We start from the raw sequence: 19,045 nt of genomic DNA on the forward strand, positions 1-19,045 counted from the left end.
ACTACCCGGTGGAGCGGATGATGCGCGACGCGAAGATCACCCAGATCTACGAGGGCACCAACCAGGTCCAGCGCATCGTCATGGCCCGCAACCTCCCCTGACGGACGGACAGTACGGACGACGGGGGCGGCAGCGGGGGCGCGGGGAGTGGCCCGCGCCCCCGGCGGCGTTCGGGAGCGAGTGGTTCCGGTCACACGCGGGGCGGGTGTGGCTGCGGGGGTGGCGGTGAACTCCTGGGCTGCTCCCGGGAGTTGGCTTGAAATGGCGGGTGCCGGGCACCCGGCGGGGCAGGTTCCCGCGGCGCGGGGTGTCGACCCGGCGTGGCGGGGGACCTAAGGTATGCCTTAGCTTACTGGGCGGCCTCGGGGGGAGCACTCCGCGCGGCCGCCGCATCGGTTCAGACCCCGCGTCCCCCTCGTCCCTGGAGTGAGCATGCCCGCCCGCCGTACGTCCGCCGCCGCGTTCCTCGTCCTCGCCGTGGCGGGTGCCGCGCTGGTGGGGTGCTCCAAGAAGGACGACGGCGCCCCGGCCTCGGCGGACGGCGCGTCCGGGCCGGTGCAGGTCACCGCGACGGACGACAAGTGCGAGCTGTCGAAGACCTCCTTCCCGGCCGGGCACGTCGAGCTGGCGGTGTCGAACAAGGGCGGCAAGGTCACCGAGGTGTACGTCTACGGCGACGGCGACAAGATCGTCACCGAGCGGGAGAACATCGGCCCCGGCACCAAGGTCACCATCAACGCCGAGATCAAGGCCGGCACCTACGAGGTGGCCTGCAAGCCGGGCATGACCGGCGACGGCATCCGGCAGAAGATCACCGTCACGGCGGGCGCCTCGGCCTCCGCCAAGGCGGACGACCGGCTGACCCAGGCGGTCACCGACTACCGCACCTACGCCCAGGAGCAGGCCGACGCGACCATCCCGGTGGTCGAGCAGTTCGCGGCCGCCGTCACCGCGGGCGACGTGGAGAAGGCCAAGTCGCTGTTCGCCGCCTCCCGGATCGGCTGGGAGCGCACCGAGCCGGTGGCCGAGAGCTTCGGCGACATCGACCCGAAGACCGACACCCGCGAGGACGCGCTGGAGGAGGGCCAGGCCTGGACCGGCTGGCACCGGATCGAGAAGTCGCTCTGGGTGGACGGCAGGATCGGCGACGAGGAGAAGGCCCTCGCCACCCAGCTGGTCGCCGACCTGAAGGACTGGCAGCAGCGCATCCCCGCCGCCGAGATCACCCCCACCGGCATGGCCAACGGCGCCAAGGAACTGCTGGACGAGGTCTCCAAGAACAAGATCACCGGCGAGGAGGACCGCTACAGCCACACCGACCTGTCGGACTTCGCCGCCAACGTCGAGGGCGCCCGCCAGGCCTACGAGCTGCTCAAGCCGGTCGCCTCCGAGAACGAGCCGGAGCTGTCCAAGACCCTGGACGCCGAGTTCGAGAAGATCACCGAGCTGCTCGGCAAGTACCGCGCCGCGGACGGCACCTACACCTCGTACGACAAGGTCACCGAGGACGAGCGCAAGGCCTTCTCGGACGCGGTGAACTCGCTGGGCGAGCCGCTGTCCAAGCTGGCCGCCGCGGTCGTCGTCAAGTAGCGGGCACCGCCGGCGGGCCCCGCGGAGGGGCCCCGCCGGCGGGCTCCGCGAGCGCACGGGCGCGGCCGGGCACGGTCAAGCCCAGGTCAAGGGGGACGGGCCGCGCGAACGCCCTGGTAAGGGCAGCGTAAGCTAAGTCTCCGTCAGGGTGCTGCTGCAGCCGCGGCAGCACCCGTACCCGGTTTCACGTCCGAGAGGGAACGCCAGAGATGGACGCCGAGAACGAGCAGCAGGCGGCCCCCGCCGAGGACGGCGGGCAGGCGCAGCGCGCCGGGCTCAGCCGACGGGCCGTCATAGGCTGGGCGGGGGCCGGCGTCGCGCTCGGTGCGGCCGCGGTGGGCACGGTCGCCGCCGCGACCATGTCGGCCGAGGACGGCGGCGGCACCGCGCCGCAGACCCCCGACGTCCCGTTCTACGGCGAGCACCAGTCGGGCATCTCCACCCCCGTCCAGGACCGGCTGCACTTCGCCGCCTTCGACGTGATCACCGACGACCGGGACGCCCTGGTCAAGATGCTCAAGGACTGGACCAAGGCCGCCGCCTCCCTCACCGGCGGCCGCGAGGTCGGCGGCGGCGCCGTCGGCGTCGTCCCCGAGTCGCCGCCGGACGACACCGGCGAGGCGCTCGGCCTGCCCGCCTCCCGGCTGACGCTGACCATCGGGTTCGGACGCACCCTGTTCGACAAGGACGGCGCGGACCGGTTCGGGCTGAAGGCGAAGCTGCCGGAGGCGCTGGTCGACCTGCCCAAGTTCAAGGGCGACCGGCTGGAGGACGGCCGCAGCGGCGGCGACCTGTGCATCCAGGCCTGCGCCGACGACCCGCAGGTCGCCGTGCACGCCATCCGCAACCTGGCGAGGATCGGCATGGGCGTGGTCAACGTCCGCTGGTCGCAGCTCGGCTTCGGCAAGACCTCCTCCACCACGCCGGACAGCCAGACCCCGCGCAACCTGATGGGCTTCAAGGACGGCACCCACAACATCGCCGGGACCGACGCCGACGCCCTCGCCCAGCACGTCTGGGTCGCCCCCGGCGACGGCGCCGACTGGATGACCGGCGGCTCCTACCTGGTCGCCCGCCGGATCCGGATGACCATCGAGACCTGGGACCGCTCCTCGCTCAAGGAGCAGGAGGACACCTTCGGCCGCACCAAGATCGAGGGCGCCCCCTACGGCAAGCAGAAGGAGCGCGACGCCCCCGACCTGTCGGCGATGCCCGTCGACTCGCACGTGCGCCTGTCGCACCCCGACAGCAACGGCGGGCTGACGATCCTGCGCCGAGGCTACTCCTTCACCGACGGCACCGACGGCCTCGGCCGCCTGGACGCCGGACTGTTCTTCCTGGCGTACCAGCGCGACACCCGCAAGGCGTTCGTCCCGCTGCAGACCAAGCTCGCGGCCAACGACAAGCTGAACGAGTACATCACCCACGTCGGATCCGCCCACTTCGCCTGCCCGCCCGGTGTCCGCAAGCCCGGCGAGTGGTGGGGCCAGACCCTCTTCGGCTGACCCCCCGCCCCCACTCTTCTGAAGTCCCGAAGGAGGAGAACCGCCGTGTTCGCCAACTACCTGATCGGCCTGCGCGAGGGCCTCGAAGCCAGCCTGGTGGTCTGCATCCTGATCGCCTACCTGGTCAAGACCGGGCGCAAGGACCGCCTCGGCCCGGTGTGGACCGGCGTCGGATCCGCCGTCGCCCTGGCCATGGCCTTCGGCGCGGTGCTGCAGTTCGGCTCCAACGAGCTCTCCTTCAAGGCCCAGGAGGCCCTCGGCGGCAGCCTGTCGATCATCGCCGTCGGCCTGGTCACCTGGATGGTCTTCTGGATGCGCCGCACCGCGCGCCACCTGAGGAGCGAGCTCCAGGGCAAGCTCGACGCCGCGCTCGCCATGGGCACCGGCGCCCTCGTCCTCACCGCCTTCCTGGCGGTCGGCCGCGAGGGCCTGGAGACGTCCCTGTTCATCTGGACCGCCGTCCAGGCCACCGGCGACGGCTGGAACCCGCTGGTCGGCGCCACCCTCGGCCTGCTCACCTCGGTCGTGCTCGGCTGGCTGTTCTACCGCGGCGCCCTGAAGATCAACCTCGCCAAGTTCTTCACCTGGACCGGCGGCATGCTGGTCGTCGTCGCCGCGGGCGTCCTCGCCTACGGCGTGCACGACCTCCAGGAGGCCGACTGGATCCCCGGCGTGCACGCCCACGCGTTCGACATCTCCAGCACCGTCCCCGCCGACAGCTGGTACGGGACGCTGCTGAAGGGCGTGTTCAACTTCCAGCCCGACCCGACCAAGGTCCAGGTCTGGGTCTGGGCGCTCTACCTGGTGCCGACGCTGTACTTCTTCTTCCGCAAGCCCGTCGGCTCCCCGTCCGAGCCCGCCAAGGCCGCCGCCCCGGAGGCCAAGGCCGTCTGAGTCCCCGGACGCACCGACCGCCCGGCAGCCGCGCACCACGCGGCCGCCGGGCGGTTCGCCGTTCCCGGCCCTTTCCGGCTGCTTCCGGCTGTTCCGGGCCGGGCCGGGTCGGGCCGTTCCGGGCCGTTTCCGGCCGGGTCAGTGCGGCCAGTGCTGCAGGGCGTGGGCGGCGATCCGGTGCAGGCGGGCGGCGGGGAGGCCCTCGGTGGCCTGGACGGCCAGGCCGTGGGTGAGGGCGGTCAGGTGGTCGGCGAGCAGGGCGGGGTCGGTGCCCGGGGGGAACTCCCCGGCCCGGGCGGCCCGTTCGAGGCGGGCGCACAGGGCCGCGCGGTGGGCCGCGCGGCGGGCGGCGCTCTCGGCGCGGACCGCCTCCGAGCCGGGGCCGGTGGCGAGGGCGCCGTGCACCAGGAGGCAGCCGGGGCCCTCCTCGCGGGTCACCACCGCGACGGTGCCGTGCAGCAGGCGCTCGGCGACGGCGCGGGCGGTGGGTTCGGCCAGGGACTCCCCGACGTGCCGGGCCGGGCCCTGGTGGTAGCGGTCCAGGCACTGGCGGAACAGCGCCTCCTTGTTGCCGTACGCCGCGTACAGGCTGGGTCGGTTGATGCCCATCGCGGCGGTGAGGTCGGAGAGCGCGGTGCCTTCGTAGCCGTGCCGCCAGAAGACCCGCACGGCGCGGTCGAGCGCCTCGTCGCGGTCGAACGCGCGCGGACGGCCCGTCATGTCGTCCTGCCTTCCGGGGGGTCGGGGAGTCGGCCGGTGATTCTGTACCGATCGATATGGTAGCGTCCCCGATGTGTACCGAGCGGTACACATCTCGGAGGGGAACCCGACATGACGCACCCGACCACCACCGCCGTCTTCGCACCCGACGCCCTGGCCGGCCGTACCGCCCTGGTCACCGGCGGCTCCCGCGGCATCGGCGCCGCCACCGCCCTCGCCCTGGCCGCCGCCGGGGCGGACGTCGCCCTCAGCCACAGCGGCTCCGCCCCGCGCGCCGCGGAGGTCGTGCGGCGGATCGAGGCGCTCGGGCGGCGGGCCGCCGCGTACCGGGCCGACCAGGGCGACGCCGACCAGGTCGCGGCCCTGGTCGCCGCCGTCGCGGCGGACTTCGGACGGCTCGACATCCTGGTCAACAACGCGGGCGTCATCGCCCCCGGCCCGATCACCGGCGAGGTGGACGCGCAGGCCCTGGCCCGCCAGCACGCGGTCAACGTGGGCGGGGTGGGCGCCGCGATCCGGGCCGCCGCCGGCCTGCTCCCCGACGGCGGACGCATCGTCACCATCGGCTCCAACCTCGCCGCCCGCCCCGGCCGCCCCGGCCTCGCCGACTACGCCGCCACCAAGGCCGCCGTCGTCGCCTACAGCCGCGCCGCCGCCCAGGAACTCGCCGACCGCGGCATCACCGTCAACGTGGTGCAGCCCGGCTCCACCCACACCGAGATGAACCCCGAGGACGGCCCGCACGCCGACTTCCAGCGCGCCGCCAACGCGCTCGGCCGCTACGGCCGCCCCGAGGAGGTCGCCGCCGCCGTGGTCTTCCTCGCCACACCCGCCGCCGCGTTCGTCACCGGCAGCGTGCTGGCCGTCGACGGCGGCTACTTCGTCTGAGCAGGGGGCGCGGGGCGCCACCCGCGAGGCCGTCGGTGGCGGCGTCGAGGTCCGCGGCCCGGCAGTCGTCCCCCGTGGGGCTCAGGCAGCGGGGTCGGCGGGCAGGCGCGGGGGGAGGTTCCAGAGGGGGAAGAGGCGGTCGACGTCCATGTGGTTGGTCATGGTGGCGATCCGGCCGTCGACGATCTCCAGGGTGGTGATGCCCCAGGGCGTCCAGCCGTTGCCGTCCTCGGCGGGGCGGTACTGGGCGAAGGCGGGGCTGCCGTTGGCGGCGACGGGCAGCAGGCGGGAGCCCGCGCAGCCGCAGCCCGCGCCCTGCCACCACTCGCCGAGTTCGACGACGCCCCGCACCCACATCTGGAACGGCGGCATGTTCAGCACCGCGTCCTCGTGCAGGAGGCGCTGGAGGCCCGCGATGTCGAAGGACTCGAAGGCCCGGACGTAGCGGGCGAGCAGCGCGCGCTGGGTCTCGTCCAGCGGGTCGAGGACGTCTCCGGCGGGGCCCTGGGCGGACATGGTGGCCCGGGCGCGCTGCAGGGCGCTGTTCACCGAGGCGACCGTGCTCTCCAGCAGTTCCGCCGTCTCGGCGGCGGACCAGGCCAGCACCTCGCGCAGGATCAGGACGGCGCGCTGCCGGGCCGGGAGCTTCTGCAGGGCGGAGACGAACGCCAGCCGGATCGACTCCCGGCCGACCGCGACCTCCGCCGGGTCCCCGGAGAGGACCCGCTCGTCCGGCACCGGGCCGACCCAGACGTTCTCCTGGAGCTGGGCCAGGTCCGGCGCGTTCGCCGGGCAGGGGGAGGTGAGGTCCATCGGGCGGGCCCGGCGCTGGGCGGCCGGGGCCATGTCCAGGCAGACGTTGGTGGCGATCCGGTACAGCCACGTCCGCAGGGCGGAGCGGCCCTGGAAGCCGTCGAACTTCGCCCAGGCGCGCAGCAGGGTCTCCTGCACCGCGTCCTCCGCCTCGAAGGCGGAGCCCAGCATCCGGTAGCAGTACGCCGTCAACTCCCGCCGGAACGGCTCCAGTCGATCGGTGACCCCGTCGTGATCCATGATCATTGGCACGGGGTCAGCCTAGTACGCAGGTCCGACACGGGCGGGGCGACGGATCCCGGACCGGGATCCGTCGCCCCGCGGTCAGGCGCTGCTCGCCGCGGCCGGCTCCGGCTGCGGGTCGGCGCTGTGCAGCGCCGGCCGCTTCTCGGCGGCCCTGGCGAGCGGGCCGACCAGCGCCCCGGCGAGCAGGAAGACGACGCCGAGCACCCCCCAGCCCGCGGTGCCGCTGCCGATCACCCCGACGGTGACGATGGTGGGGCCGAGCACGAACTGGGCGCTCGTCCCCAGGTTGAAGGTGGCCAGGTACTCGGCCCGGGAGTGGTCCGGAGCCAGGGCGTACGACAGCCCCCAGCCGCCCGCGGACTGGTAGAGCTCGCCCGCGGTCAGCAGGACCAGCCCGAGCAGCAGGACGGCGACGACCGCGGCGACCGGCAGGTCGGAGCCCGCGAGGGCGAACAGCGCGCAGGCGCCGACCAGGGCCGCCGCCGCCCGGTGCATCGCCCGGACGCCGCCCGCGACGTTCTCGGTGCCGGCCGAGGCCCGGACCTGGAAGAGGACGGCGAGCACGGTGTTGACCACCAGCAGCAGTCCGACCAGGGCCTTGGGCGCGTCGGTGTGCTCGCTGACCCACAGCGGCACGCCGATGCCGAGCAGGGCGATGTGCAGGACCAGCACGCCGTTGACCGCGGCGACGGCCAGGTAGCGCAGGTCGCGCAGGGCGACCAGGCGCAGCGGCGACTTCTTGGCCTTCTGCCCGGCCTGCTGCCCGGCCGGGGCGGCCGGGTTGCGCAGCCGGAGCCGGCTCAGCAGCAGGGCGGCGGCGACGAACGACGCCGCGTTGCCCAGCACGATCGCGCTGAACGCCTCGCGGGTGCCCACCGCGATGGCGATGCTGGCGAGCAGGCCGCCGAGGGTGAAGCCCACGTTGAACACGACGCGCATGCGCGCCATCATCGCGACGCGCCCGTCCGCGCCCGCCAACTGCTCGGCGAGGGCCTGGTAGATCGGGAACACCGCCTGCTCGCCGACGCCCAGGAAGGCCGCGATGAGCAGGAAGCTGAGGAAGTCGTCGGCGAACACGTAGGCGATGAAGCCGCAGGCCCGGTAGAGGTTGAGCAGCAGCAGGAGCTTGCGCGGCGTCCAGCGGTCCGCCAGCCAGCCGATCACCGGCTGGGCGGCGAGCCCGAGCACACCGGCGACCGAGAGGCCGATGCCCACCTGGGACGCCGTCAGCCCCACCACCTTGGTGAAGAACAGGGCCGAGCCCGCCAGGTACATGCCCGTGCCGATGGCGTCGATCAGCCCGATCGCGAGGAAGGCGACGCCCCCGCCGGTGACGGCCGGGCCCAGCAGCTTCTCCCGCAGGCGGGCCGTACGACCACCGGCCTGCGCCTGCCCGCCGTCCTCCGGCTGCGCGCCGTCCTCCGGCTGCCCGGCGCTCACGGCGCGACCTCGGCGTCCACCGCGATGCGGACGGCGGCGGCCGCGTCCTCGGCGGCGGCGCGGGCCTGGGCCGGGCCCGCGGCGAGCACCATGACCTCGCCGATCCGGTCCCACGAGGAGCGCAGTTCCGCGACCCGGTCGCCGGGGGCCACCGTGACGGCGGCGCGCAGCACGCCGGTCCGCTGCTGCACCTCCTCGACGCCCGTCACCTCCCGCACCGTGCCCGCGGGCGCGGTCAGGAAGCGGATCGCGGCGCCCATCGGTGCGCCGCCGGGCAGCTTCGGGCTGCCGCCGGCCAGCAGCTCGACGAGGGTGCGGATGACGTTGCCGCCGTACGCCGCGTCGAGCAGGAAGGTGATCGAGTCGCCGGGCACCCGGCCCGCGCACTCGATGAGGACCGGGCCCTGCTCGTCGAGCATCCACTCGGCGTGCAGGATGCCGGTGTCGTACCCGATGGCCCGGACGAAGCGCGCCATGGCCTCCTCGAAGCCCCGCCGCACGTCGTCCGGGAGGTCGGCCGGGACGACGTGGCCCAGCTCGACCGGGTAGCGGCCGCCCGCGGTGAGCTTGTCCGTGACGTTCAGGAACAGGACCTCCCCGCCGCGGACCAGGGCCTCGACGCTGTACTCGTGGCCGTACAGGCGGCGCTCGGCCATGTAGCGCCAGGCGAGCTCCCGGTCGGGCAGCATCAGGTCGTCCTGGGCGGCCACCGTCAGCTCCCAGGCCGCGGCGATGTCGTCGCCCGGCTCCAGCAGCTGGACGCCCAGCGAGGCGTGCCGGTTCGCGGGCTTGAGGACGACGGGGCCGCCGGCGGCGAACGCCTCGGCGTCCGCGGGCCCGTAGACCTCGGTCCACTCGGGGTTGCGCAGCCCCCCGGCCTGCGCGGCCGCCCGGAGCCGCAGCTTGTCGGTGAGGGCGGCGGCGGCCCCGGCGCCGGCACCGGGCCGCCCGAACCGCTCGGCCAGGACGGCCGCGCCGTGGACGCCGTACTCCAGGCCGGCGATGACGAGCGCGACGGGCCCTCCCGCCAGGTGCTCCTCGACGGCCGCCACCAGGGCGAGGTCCTGGTGGTAGGGGGCGGCGACGACGGAGCCGACGCAGCGCAGGTCGGCCGCGGCGTCGTGCACCGCCCGCTTGCGGATGATGTCGGGGTCCTCGACCACCACCACGCTGTTCTCCGGCAGGAACTGCTCCATCTGGTTCAGCAGCAGTTTGCCGAAGCCGACCATGACCACCCGGCCGGCGGGGAGTTCCATCTGCATTGGCTCTTTTCTTTCGTCGGAGGGCGCGGCGGTCCCGGAGCGACGGCTCCGGGACCACCGGGATCGGACGGGATCGGGCGGGCGGGGATCAGGCCGGGCGCAGGGCGATGTCGAACCGGTCGATCCCGGCGATGAAGTTCGACGGCCTGCGGACCAGACCGGACCGGGCCTCCACCGACTCCACCCGCGTGAGCAGTTCGGTGAAGAGCGAGCGCATCTCCAGCCGGGCCAGGACGGCGCCCAGGCAGAAGTGCGGTCCGATGGTGAAGGACAGGTGGTCGTTGGGCGTGCGGCCGGGTCGGAACTCGTCGGGCGCCTCGAAGACCAGCGGGTCGCGGTTGGCCGCCGAGAGCCAGACGCAGACCGTGTCGCCCTCCTTCAGCTCCGTCCCGCCGAGCACGGCCGGGCGGGTCACCGTGCGGATGAGGTGCATGGCCGGGGTGTCGAAGCGGAGCATCTCCTCGATCATCGCGGGGATCCGCCCGTGGTCCTCGCGCAGCCACTGCCAGGCGCCCGGCGCAGTGGCGAGCCGGAACAGGCCCGCCGCCACGGCGTTCTTCGTGGTCTCGTAGCCGCCGATGGCCAGGTTGAGGCAGTTGAGCAGCACCTCGTCCGTGCTCAGGCGCTCGCCGTCCAGCTCGATGTCCATCAGGCGGCGGACCATGCCGTTCGGGTCCAGCCGGTGCGGTTCGCCCTCGATGATCTCCACGAAGTACATCAGGAGGTCGTTGTTGGCGGCTTCGCTGCAGCGGCGGCGCTCGGCCAGGGTCGGGGCCGCCGCGCCCGCCGCCTCGGTGCCGGTGATGGCGCTGCTGGCCATCGCGGCGACGCCCTCGCGGTCCTCCTCGGGGATGCCGAGGATGGAGCCGATGGCCAGCCGCGGCATCGGGGCGGTCAGCGTGCTCACCGCGTCGACCTCGCCCTGCCGCACGGCGGCCTCGGCCAGCCGCCGGGCGTGCTGCTCGATGACCGGGGTGAGCGAGTGGACGAACTGCGGGGTGAGCGCCCCGGTGACCAGCTTGCGCAGCCGGGCGTGCCGCGGCTTGTCGGTCAGCTCGATCATCAGGCCCGCCGCGGGGTCGCGGACGCCGAGCGTGCTGTCCAGCGTCATGCCCCACTCGGAGCTGTACGTGGCGACGTCGCGCAGGACGGTCCGGGTGTGGTCGTGCCGGGTCACCGAGTAGAAGCCGGGGGCGTCCGGCCGGTCCTGCCAGGGCAGTTCCGGCAGGTCCCGCATGGCGGCCCAGGCCCGGTAGGGCGGCTCCGGGACGAACTGCGCGGGGGAGGCGAGGTCCGGGAAGCCGGTGTGCTGCGCGTCGGCGGTGGTCATCGCTCCGCTCCGTTCGAGGCGGCGGACGGGGACTGCCCGGCGGTGCCGGCGAGCGTCTCCAGGACGATCTCGACGACCTTGGCCGGTCGGGTGCGGGTGAAGTAGTGGCCGCCGCCGGGCACCTCCAGCATCCGCGGGACGCCGGTGAAGGGCTCCCACTCCCGGTAGCTGTCCGCGAAGCCCTTGGTGACCGGGTCGTCGGCCGCGTACACGGCCGTGGTCGGCACCGCCAGCGGCGCGCCGGGGGCCTCCCCGTAGGCGGTCAGGTAGTACGCGTTGGCACTGGTCGAGTCGTGCCGGAAGGTGCGCACCAGCAGGTCCGCGTAGGAGGCGCCGAGCTCGTCGAACCCGGTGAAGCCGGTCTCGACGGTCAGCCAGTGCTTGATCTCCTCGTACGTCATCGAGGAGACGTAGTCGATGGACTCCCGCAGGGCCGCGGCGTCGTACAGCAGCTTGGCGCCGATGAACAGGTGCGCCACGTCGACGCCGCGGGCCCGCAGCAGCCGGGCCACCTCGATGGCCAGCGCGGAGCCCACGCAGTGGCCCCACAGGACGATCCGGCCGCGCTCCTGGGCCAGCAGCTCCTCGACCACCAGGGCCGCGATGTCGGTGACCGGCCGCAGCTCGTCGGCCCCGGACTTGGGGTCGTGGCCGGGCAGTTCGACGCCCAGCACGGCGAAGGAGGCGTCCTTGCGCCGCATCGCGTCGGCGACCGGGCGGAAGTGCACCGCGTGGCCGGCGCCGTAGGGGAAGCAGACCAGGGTCGCCGAGGGCCGGTCGTCGGCGGGCGTGAGCCGCACCAGGACGCCGGAGCCCTCGTCCTGGGTGAGCTTCTCGGCCAGGTCGGCCTGCTCGCCCAGCCGGGAGTTGCGCATCACGTCCTTGATCGTCAGCAGGCCGTTGAGCATCATCACCGCGCGCATCGCCGCCAGCGAGTTGCCGCCGAGCTCGAAGAAGTCGTCGGTGAGCCTGATCGTGGTGGGGTCGATGCCGAGCACCTCGCCCCAGACCGCCGCCACCCGCAGGGCGGCCGAGGACAGCTCGCCGTCGGCCTCCCCGTCGGCCCCGGCCTCCGCCTCCGCGGGCGCCGCCGGCTCGGCCGCGTCCTCGACGGCCTGCTCCAGCACGCCGCCGGGCAGCCAGCGCCCCCGGCCGACGACGGAACGGGTGCCGTCCGCGCCGACCAGGACGACGTCGCCGGTGGCGCCGATCGCCGCGGGCAGGCCCGCCGGGTCGAGGACCAGGACGGACGCGGGGGCCCCGCTGCCGGGCACGCCGGGCAGCGCGCGTGAGCCGAACTCCGCCAGCGCGGCGAGCTCCTCGTCGCCCAGCAGCGGCCCGGACACGTGCGACTGCGCGGGGTCGGCGGTCATCCGGTCGAGCGCGGCGAGGAAGTAGCCGCCGATGCGCACGATGTGGTCGTTGTCGAACGCGTCGGTGTGGTAGTGCAGGCTCAGCTGCACCTCGTCGGTGTAGAAGTGCCGGGAGAACTCCGAACGGAACGGGAACTCCGTGATGGCCACGGCGCGGACGTCCAGCAGCGAGAACTCGGGCAGCTCGCGCAGCTTCTTCAGCGAGTAGAAGTGCGTGAAGTTGAAGACGGTCTCGAACAGCGGCACCTGGGTCTGCAGGTCCTGCTTCATCTTCGCCATCGGGTAGCGGCGGTGCGGCAGGAAGGAGGTCTCGGTGTCGTAGACCTGCCGGACGAGCTCCTCCCAGCTGCCGTCGGCGAGCTCCACCCGCATCGGCACCGAGTTGAGGAACAGGCCGCACGCCTTCTCGGCGTCCGCGGCCTCGGGGCGGCCGCTGTGCTCGTAGCCGGTCATGACGTCGCGCTCGCCGGTCACCACGGCGTGCACCTTCATGTGGGCGGCCAGCAGGACGGTCTTCACCGGCACGCCGAGGCGCCCGGCCAGCGCGACGATCCGGTCGGAGAGCCCGCGCGGCAGCGGCACGTCCTGCAGGACGACGTCGAAGGCCGCCTCCTCGTCCCGCGGCCGCAGCCGCGGGATCACCGTCTGCGGGCGGTCCGCCAGCCGGTCGAGCCAGTACCGGCGGTCCTCCGCCGAGTTGATCGACTGCTGCTCCAGGCCGATGAAGTTGCGCAGGTGGTTGGGGACCGGCTCGCCGGTGTAGACGCCGTCGGTGCACAGGGCGTGGTAGATCTCGAACAGCTTGGTGTGCACCAGGTTGATGCTCCAGCCGTCCAGCGCCGAGTTGTGCTGGCTGATGCTGTAGCGGTACAGGTCGTCGCGCAGGACGTGGACGTGCAGCCGGATCAGGCCCGGGTACTCCCAGTCGAAGGCGTGGGCCTTCTCCTCGCGCTCCCACTGCTCGTACCAGGCGTCCTGGGCCGCGTCGTCCAGGTGGCGGATGTCGGCGATGAACACCGGCGGCGGGTCCACCGACTTGTGGACGAGCTGCAGGTAGTCGCGGAAGCCGCTGAGCCGGTAGCTGGTGCGGAAGATCGGGTTGTGGTCGACCAGGATCCGCACCGCCTCGGTGAAGGCCGCCGCGTCGAAGGAACTGCTGATCAGGTAGCCGATGATGTCGTGGTACTGGGAGCTGCCCCGGGTCATCTCGCTCTGGAAGATGGTGCCCGCGGACAGCATCGACATCGGGTAGGCGTCCTCGACGTCCTCCGGCAGGCGGCCGCGCTCCTCCTCGCTGATCAGCTCGAACGGGGCGAACTCGTGCCGCAGCTCCTCCCGGGTGCCGCCCGCGTCCAGCACGGCCGCCAGGGCGGCGACGGTGGGGTTCGCGAAGAGCTGCTGGAAGGTGAAGGCCAGGCCGAGCTTGCGCGCCTTGGCCAGCACGGTGACGAAATGGATCGAGGTGCCGCCGAGCGTGAAGAAGCTGTCGTGCACGCCGATCCGGTCGAGGCCGAGCACCTCGGCGATCAGGGCCGCCAGCGCCCGCTCGCTGTCGGTGCGGGGCTCCACGTGGCCGACGGCCTCCGTGACGGGCTCCGGCAGGGCGCCCCGGTCGAGCTTGCCGTTCGGCGAGAGCGGGAAGGCGTCCAGCACGACCACGCGGGTCGGGACCATGTACTCGGGCAGCGCCCCGGCGAGGTGCTCGCGCAGCTGCTGCTCCGCGGGCCGCTCACCGGCGCCCCCGGCCGCCACGGCGTAGCCGACCAGGCGCTGGTGCCCGTCCGCGCCGGTGCGCACCACGACCGCGGCGTCGCCCACGCCCGGGTGGTCGAGCAGGCGGCGCTCGACCTCCCCGAGCTCGATGCGGTAGCCGCGGAGCTTGACCTGGGAGTCGTTGCGGCCCAGGTACTCCAGCGAGCCGTCCGGGAGCCGCCGGACGAGGTCGCCGGTGCGGTAGGCGCGGGACTCGCCCGGGAAGGGGTCCGCCACGAACCGCTCGGCGGTCAGCTCCGCCCGGTGCAGGTAGCCGCGGGCCAGGCCGTCACCGGCGATGTACAGCTCGCCCGGCAGGCCCACCGGCCGCTCCCGGCGCCGCTCGTCGAGCACGTACAGCCGGGTGTTGTCGATCGGCAGCCCGATCGGGACCACGGTGTCGTCGGCGCCCGTGCGGTGGTGGCTGACGTCCACGGTCGCCTCGGTGGGACCGTAGAGGTTCACCAGCTCGGCGTGGCCCAGGAGTTCGGCGAAGCGGCGCACGTGGTGCGCGCCCAGCGCCTCGCCGCTGGCGAAGACCCGGCGCAGCGAGGCCAGGCGCCCCTGCGAGCCGGTGGCCGCCACGTAGTCGAGGAACGCGCCGAGCATCGTCGGCACGAAGTGCAGGGTGGTGACCCCGTGCCGCTCCACGGCGGCCACGATGGCCTCCGGCTCGCGCTCGCCGCCCGGCGCCAGCAGGGCGACGCGCGCGCCCTCGATGTGCCACCAGAACAGCTCCCACACCGAGACGTCGAAGGAGACCGGCGTCTTCTGCAGGACCGTGTCGGTGCCGCCGATGGCGTACGCCCGCTGCATCCAGTGCAGCCGGTTGACGACGCTGCGGTGCTCCACCACCACGCCCTTGGGGGCGCCCGTGGACCCGGAGGTGTAGATGACGTACGCGGCGTCGGTCGCCGACCCCGCCTCCAGCGGCTCCCCGGCGTCCCCGGCGTCCGCGGACAGCTCCAGCACGGTCACGGACGGCGGCACCAGGGCGGCCCGGTCGGCCTGCGCCAGGACGACCGCCGCCTTGCTGTCCTCCAGCATGTACGTCATGCGGGCGGGCGGCAGCGAGACGTCCAGCGGCAGGTAGGCGCCCCCGGCCTTCAGGACGGCGACGATCGCGACCAGCATCTCCACCGACCGCTCGGCCAGGACGCCGACCACGGCCTCGCGGCCGACGCCCCGCTCCCGCAGGGTGCGGGCCAGCCGGGTGGTGGCCCGGTCGAGCTCCGCGAAGGTGAGGGAGACGTCGCCGGAGACGACGGCCACCGCGTCGGGGGCGGCCGCCACCGTGCGGGCGAACAGCTCCGGCAGGGTCACGTCGTCGGGGAACGGCGCGGCGGTGTCGTTGGCCGCGGCGACCACGGCCTCGTCCGCCGCGGTGCGCAGGTCCAGCTCGGCGAGCGGGGCGTCCGGGGCCGCCAGGGCCGCGGTGAGCAACTGTGCGTAGTGGGCGGCGAGCCGGGCGGCGCTCTGCGCCGAGAAGCGCTCCGGCTCCGTCCGCACGTCCAGGGTGAAACCGGCCCCGGCGCGCCGGACGTGGAACAGCACGTCGGCGGCGACCGCCTCGACGGCCTCCGCGGCGTGCAGGCCCTCCAGCGCCACGACCACCTCGACCTCGGCACCGGCCAGCTCGACCGGGTAGTCCTGGTGGGCGAGCACGTCCAGGGTGGCCCGGCCCAGGCGGCCCAGCAGGGACTTCAGGGTGTCGTCGGCGAGCAGTTCGAGCCGGGTCGGCAGGATCCGGGCCAGCGGCTGGGGCAGGGTCGGCGGCTGCCCGACGACCAGGTCGCGCTCCCCGGTGTACGCGTTCAGCAGCGCGAGCGCGCCCGCGCCGAGCAGCGTGTGCAGGGCGGTCGCGTCGCCGCGGCTGACGGCGGTCAGCCGCTCGGCCAGCGCGGGGTCGAGGTCGAGCACCGCCGCGGAGGCGGTGCGCCCGGTGCGGGCGGCCGCGGGGCGGTCGGCCGGGAACCCGGTGCCGCGGGACCCGTCGAGGGAGCGGGCCCAGAACGCGGCCGAGGCGGGCCGCTGCGAGGCGGCGATCTTCCGCTGCCCGACGGTCAGGTGAGAACTCATGGAAGGAGGTGCTCCTCGGCGTGTGGATCAGAAGTCGAAGGCGATGCCGGGAAGTTCCGGCGCGGCCGCGGGGCCGGCGTCACCGGCCGGTCGTCCCAGCGCGGCGACCGTCGTGTCCGGGTGCGCGAGCGCCCGGTCGAGGACGCCGAGGAAGGTGTCGCGGAACGCGGCGACCGTGGCCCGGTCGAAGAGCTCCGTCGCGTACTCCCACTCGATGTGCAGGTCGTCCTGCTCCTCGAAGACCTGCATGTTCAGGTCGGCCATGCCCTGCCCGGTGTGACGGGGCCGCAGCAGGACCCGCTCCCCGAGGAGGTCGACGGCCTGCAGCGCGCCCGCCTGCAGGGCGAGCAGGGTGTCGAACAGCGGGTTGCGGCCGGGCACCGGCTCCCCGGCCTCGCGGACCAGCTCGGCGTACGGGAAGTCCTGGTGCGCGAACGCCTCCCGGGCGGTGGCGGCCGCCTCCGCGACGAGCGCGCCGAACGGCTTGTCCCCCGCGGGCCGCAGCCGCAGCGGCACCGTGTTGACGAACATCCCCACCGCCGAGTCGAGGCCCGGCGCGGTGCGGCCGGACGCCGGGATGCCGACGGTGACGTCCTCCTGCCCCGTGACGAGGCCCAGGAAGACCGCGTACGCGGCCGCCAGCGGCGCGAAGGGCGTCACGGAGCGCTGCACCGCGAAGGCCCGCAGCGCGGCGGTCCGGTCGGTGCCCAGCCCGAACGGCAGCAGGTCGCCGCCGTGGTCGCGCAGCGCCGGACGGGGCCGGTCGGTGGGCAGCTCGGCCGCGGCCGGGCGGTCGCGCAGCGCGGCCGTCCAGTACGCCCGCTGCTGCTCCGCGGCCGCCTTGCCCGCCCCCGCGGCCGCCCAGTGGGCGTAGTCCCGGTAGCGGGGCGCCACCGGCGGCAGCTCCAGGCCCCGGTACAGCGCGTCGAGGTCGCCGAAGAGCTGCCGGAGGGAGAGCCCGTCGACCACCAGGTGGTGCAGGTCGACGAAGAGCACGCACCGGTCGCCGGAGCGGTGCAGGGACGCCCGGGCCAGCGGCGCGGCCGCCAGGTCGAAGGGCCGCACGAGCTCCGCGAGCCGCGGCTCCCCGTCGACGGGGCGCAGCTCCGAATCGACGGCGGCGTGCACGACCTGCACCGGCTCGTCCTTCAGCAGGAACGAGGTGCGCAGCACCTCGTGGCGGGCGACCAGGGCCCGCCAGGCGTCCGCCAGCCGCGCCGCGTCCGCGTCGCCCGGCAGCTCCAGCAGCAGCGGCACGTTGTACTGCACCGAGTTCTCGTCCCGGCGCTGCGCCACGAACAGCGGGTACTGCTGGGGCGCGAGCGGGTAGTGGTCGGCGGGCGGCGCGGCGGGCAGCGCCGCGGGCCCCGCGGGCTCGGGCACCCGCTCGCCGAGCAGGACGGCGAGGTCCTCGACGGTCGGGTTGCGGAAGACGTCCGCGACGGTCACCGGGACGCCGAACTCCGCCCCGATGGCGGTCGCGAGACCGGCCGCCACCAGGGAGTCGACGCCGTGGTCGAACGCCGAGTCGAGCACGCCGACGGTCGCGCCGGGCAGCGCGGCCTCCCAGATCGCCACTAGCCGCTCCTCGACGGCGTCCCGCGGCGGCACGTGCTCCACCGGCAGGTCGTACAGGTCGGCCGGGTCGGGCAGCGCCGACCGGTCGACCTTGCCGTGGGCGGTCAGCGGGAGGGCGTCGAGCACGACGAGGTACCCGGGGACGAGGTGGCGGGGGAGTCGCTCCGCCAGGTACTCGCGCACCTCGCGGACGTCGAGCGGCTCGGCCTCGGTGAAGTAGGCGGCCAGGTAGCGGTCCGTGGCGTCCCCGCCCTCGCGCGTGCGCGGCACGACGACGGCCTCCGCGACGCAGGGGTGGCCGCGCAGCGCGGACTCGACCTCGCCCGGCTCGATCCGGTAGCCCCGGATCTTCACCTGGCCGTCGGCGCGGCCGAGGAACTCGACCACCCCGTCCGGCCGCTGCCGCGCCAGGTCGCCCGTGCGGTACATCCGGCCGCCGGGCAGGAACGGGTCGGGCAGGAAGACCTGCGCGGTGAGCTCGGGCCGGCCCAGGTAGCCGAGCGCCACGCCGTCGCCGCCGACGTACAGCTCGCCCTCGGTGCCCGGGGGGACCGGCGCGCCCGCCGGGTCGAGGACGTAGGCGGTGGAGTGGGCGATGGGCCGTCCGATGGGCAGCGGCCCCCCGGTCTCCTCCGGGGCGATCCGGTGGGTGGTGGAGAAGGTGGTGTTCTCGGTGGGGCCGTAGCCGTTGACGACCCGCACCCCGGGGCAGGCGGCCAGCACGGCCGCCACGTGCTCGCCGGCCACCACGTCGCCGCCGACCACCAGGTCGCTCAGCGGGGCGAACGCGGCGGGGTCCTGCCGGGCGAGCCGGTTGAACAGCGGCGAGGTGAGCCACAGCGTGGTGACCCCGTGCTCGCGCAGCGCGGCCCCGAGCCGGCCCGCGTCCAGGACGGCGTCCTCCTCGGGCAGCACGAGCGCGCCGCCGTTCAGGAGGGGCCCCCACAGCTCGAAGGTGCTCGCGTCGAAGGACACCGCACCGGTCTGCAGGACCCGCATCCGGTCGGAGAACGCCACGAAGTCCGTCCCGCGGACCAGCCGGACCACGTTGCGGTGGCACACCATGACGCCCTTGGGCCTGCCGGTGCTGCCCGAGGTGTACATCACGTAGGCGAGGTCCTCGGGCCCGACCGGCTCCCCGTCCTCGCCGCTCCCGGCGGCCGGGCCGCCCAGGATCGCCATCTGTGTCCCGCGGCCGCCGGGCAGCTCGCCCTCGCGGTCGCCCAGCAGCAGGCGCACCCCGCCGTCGTCGAGCAGGTACTCGACCCGGCGCTCCGGCTCGGCGGGGCTGACCGGCAGGTACGCGGCCCCGGCCCGCAGCACGGCCAGGTTGGCGACCACCCATTCGGGGCTGCGCTCGGCCCGGACGGCCACCAGCTCCCCGGGGCGCACCCCGTGGGCGCGGATCCGGGCGGCGAGGGCGGCCGAGCGCTCCGCGAGCTCGCGGTAGGTCAGCGTGCCGTGCGCGCCCACCACCGCGGGGGCGTCGGGCGTGGCCCCGGCCTGCTGGAGGAACAGCCCGTGGATCGTCGCTTCGCGCGGGTAGCCCTGCGTGGCTTGCATCGTTCGTTCCAT

General features: G+C 74.3%; 12 protein-coding genes. 5 read left to right on the forward strand and 7 right to left on the reverse strand.

From position 1 onward, the window contains the following. The 4 genes from OO57_RS41280 to efeU form a co-directional block, all read left to right on the forward strand. The coding region (locus tag OO57_RS41280) for an acyl-CoA dehydrogenase family protein (protein ID WP_155525297.1) at positions 1-101 on the forward strand (101 nt) is incomplete at its 5' end. 331 nt (positions 102-432) lie between these two features. After that, on the forward strand, positions 433-1,590 hold the full coding sequence (efeO, locus tag OO57_RS20295) for an iron uptake system protein EfeO (protein WP_033253985.1): 1,158 nt from the start codon (positions 433-435) through the stop codon (positions 1,588-1,590). 209 nt (positions 1,591-1,799) lie between these two features. Beyond that, entirely contained in the window at positions 1,800-3,095 is a 1,296-nt protein-coding gene (gene efeB / locus OO57_RS20300) for an iron uptake transporter deferrochelatase/peroxidase subunit (RefSeq protein ID WP_033253986.1), read from the forward strand. Between the two features lie 45 nt (positions 3,096-3,140). Continuing rightward, a complete protein-coding gene (gene efeU / locus OO57_RS20305) occupies positions 3,141-3,989 on the forward strand; it encodes an iron uptake transporter permease EfeU (RefSeq protein ID WP_033253987.1) in 849 nt (282 codons plus the stop codon). Positions 3,990-4,127: 138 nt separating this feature from the next. On the opposite strand, the gene OO57_RS20310 is transcribed toward efeU, so the two are convergent. After that, positions 4,128-4,709 carry a TetR/AcrR family transcriptional regulator gene (locus tag OO57_RS20310; RefSeq protein ID WP_033253988.1) on the reverse strand — a complete coding sequence of 194 codons (582 nt, stop codon included), beginning with the start codon at positions 4,707-4,709 and terminating at the stop codon, positions 4,128-4,130. A 111-nt stretch (positions 4,710-4,820) separates the two neighbouring features. Here OO57_RS20310 and OO57_RS20315 point away from each other — a divergent pair, with 111 nt between their 5' ends. After that, positions 4,821-5,597, forward strand: a complete 777-nt coding sequence (locus OO57_RS20315; RefSeq protein WP_051777998.1) for an SDR family NAD(P)-dependent oxidoreductase — start codon at positions 4,821-4,823, stop codon at positions 5,595-5,597. Between the two features lie 81 nt (positions 5,598-5,678). Here the strand turns inward: OO57_RS20315 and OO57_RS20320 are convergent, their stop codons facing one another. The 6 genes from OO57_RS20320 to OO57_RS20345 form a co-directional block, all read right to left on the reverse strand. After that, a complete protein-coding gene (locus OO57_RS20320; RefSeq protein WP_051777999.1) occupies positions 5,679-6,656 on the reverse strand; it encodes a sigma-70 family RNA polymerase sigma factor in 978 nt (325 codons plus the stop codon). Positions 6,657-6,734: 78 nt separating this feature from the next. Further along, a complete protein-coding gene (locus OO57_RS20325; RefSeq protein WP_051778000.1) occupies positions 6,735-8,096 on the reverse strand; it encodes an MFS transporter in 1,362 nt (453 codons plus the stop codon). Continuing rightward, a complete protein-coding gene (locus OO57_RS20330; RefSeq protein WP_158715178.1) occupies positions 8,093-9,352 on the reverse strand; it encodes an ATP-grasp domain-containing protein in 1,260 nt (419 codons plus the stop codon). The genes OO57_RS20325 and OO57_RS20330 overlap by 4 nt, the downstream gene beginning before the upstream one ends. Before the next feature lie 94 nt (positions 9,353-9,446). After that, on the reverse strand, positions 9,447-10,688 hold the full coding sequence (locus OO57_RS20335) for a cytochrome P450 (protein WP_051778001.1): 1,242 nt from the start codon (positions 10,686-10,688) through the stop codon (positions 9,447-9,449). Continuing rightward, a complete protein-coding gene (locus OO57_RS39610; RefSeq protein WP_051778002.1) occupies positions 10,685-15,892 on the reverse strand; it encodes a non-ribosomal peptide synthetase in 5,208 nt (1,735 codons plus the stop codon). The genes OO57_RS20335 and OO57_RS39610 overlap by 4 nt, the downstream gene beginning before the upstream one ends. A 27-nt stretch (positions 15,893-15,919) precedes the next feature. Continuing rightward, a complete protein-coding gene (locus OO57_RS20345) occupies positions 15,920-19,033 on the reverse strand; it encodes a non-ribosomal peptide synthetase (RefSeq protein ID WP_051778003.1) in 3,114 nt (1,037 codons plus the stop codon). Positions 19,034-19,045: the final 12 nt, after the last annotated feature.

It is taken from the genome of Kitasatospora phosalacinea (genome assembly GCF_000717185.1).
Taxonomy (GTDB): domain Bacteria; phylum Actinomycetota; class Actinomycetes; order Streptomycetales; family Streptomycetaceae; genus Kitasatospora; species Kitasatospora phosalacinea_A.

Bases quoted from the DNA above. Each gene is read 5' to 3' on its own strand.
- efeO (WP_033253985.1), top strand. From the start codon at position 433: ATGCCCGCCCGCCGTACGTCCGCCGCCGCGTTCCTCGTCCTCGCCGTG.
- efeB (WP_033253986.1), top strand. From the start codon at position 1,800: ATGGACGCCGAGAACGAGCAGCAGGCGGCCCCCGCCGAGGACGGCGGG.
- OO57_RS20310 (WP_033253988.1), bottom strand. From the start codon at position 4,709: ATGACGGGCCGTCCGCGCGCGTTCGACCGCGACGAGGCGCTCGACCGC.
- OO57_RS20315 (WP_051777998.1), top strand. From the start codon at position 4,821: ATGACGCACCCGACCACCACCGCCGTCTTCGCACCCGACGCCCTGGCC.
- OO57_RS20320 (WP_051777999.1), bottom strand. From the start codon at position 6,656: ATGATCATGGATCACGACGGGGTCACCGATCGACTGGAGCCGTTCCGG.
- OO57_RS20330 (WP_158715178.1), bottom strand. From the start codon at position 9,352: ATGGAACTCCCCGCCGGCCGGGTGGTCATGGTCGGCTTCGGCAAACTG.
- OO57_RS20335 (WP_051778001.1), bottom strand. From the start codon at position 10,688: ATGACCACCGCCGACGCGCAGCACACCGGCTTCCCGGACCTCGCCTCC.
- OO57_RS39610 (WP_051778002.1), bottom strand. From the start codon at position 15,892: ATGAGTTCTCACCTGACCGTCGGGCAGCGGAAGATCGCCGCCTCGCAG.
- OO57_RS20345 (WP_051778003.1), bottom strand. From the start codon at position 19,033: ATGCAAGCCACGCAGGGCTACCCGCGCGAAGCGACGATCCACGGGCTG.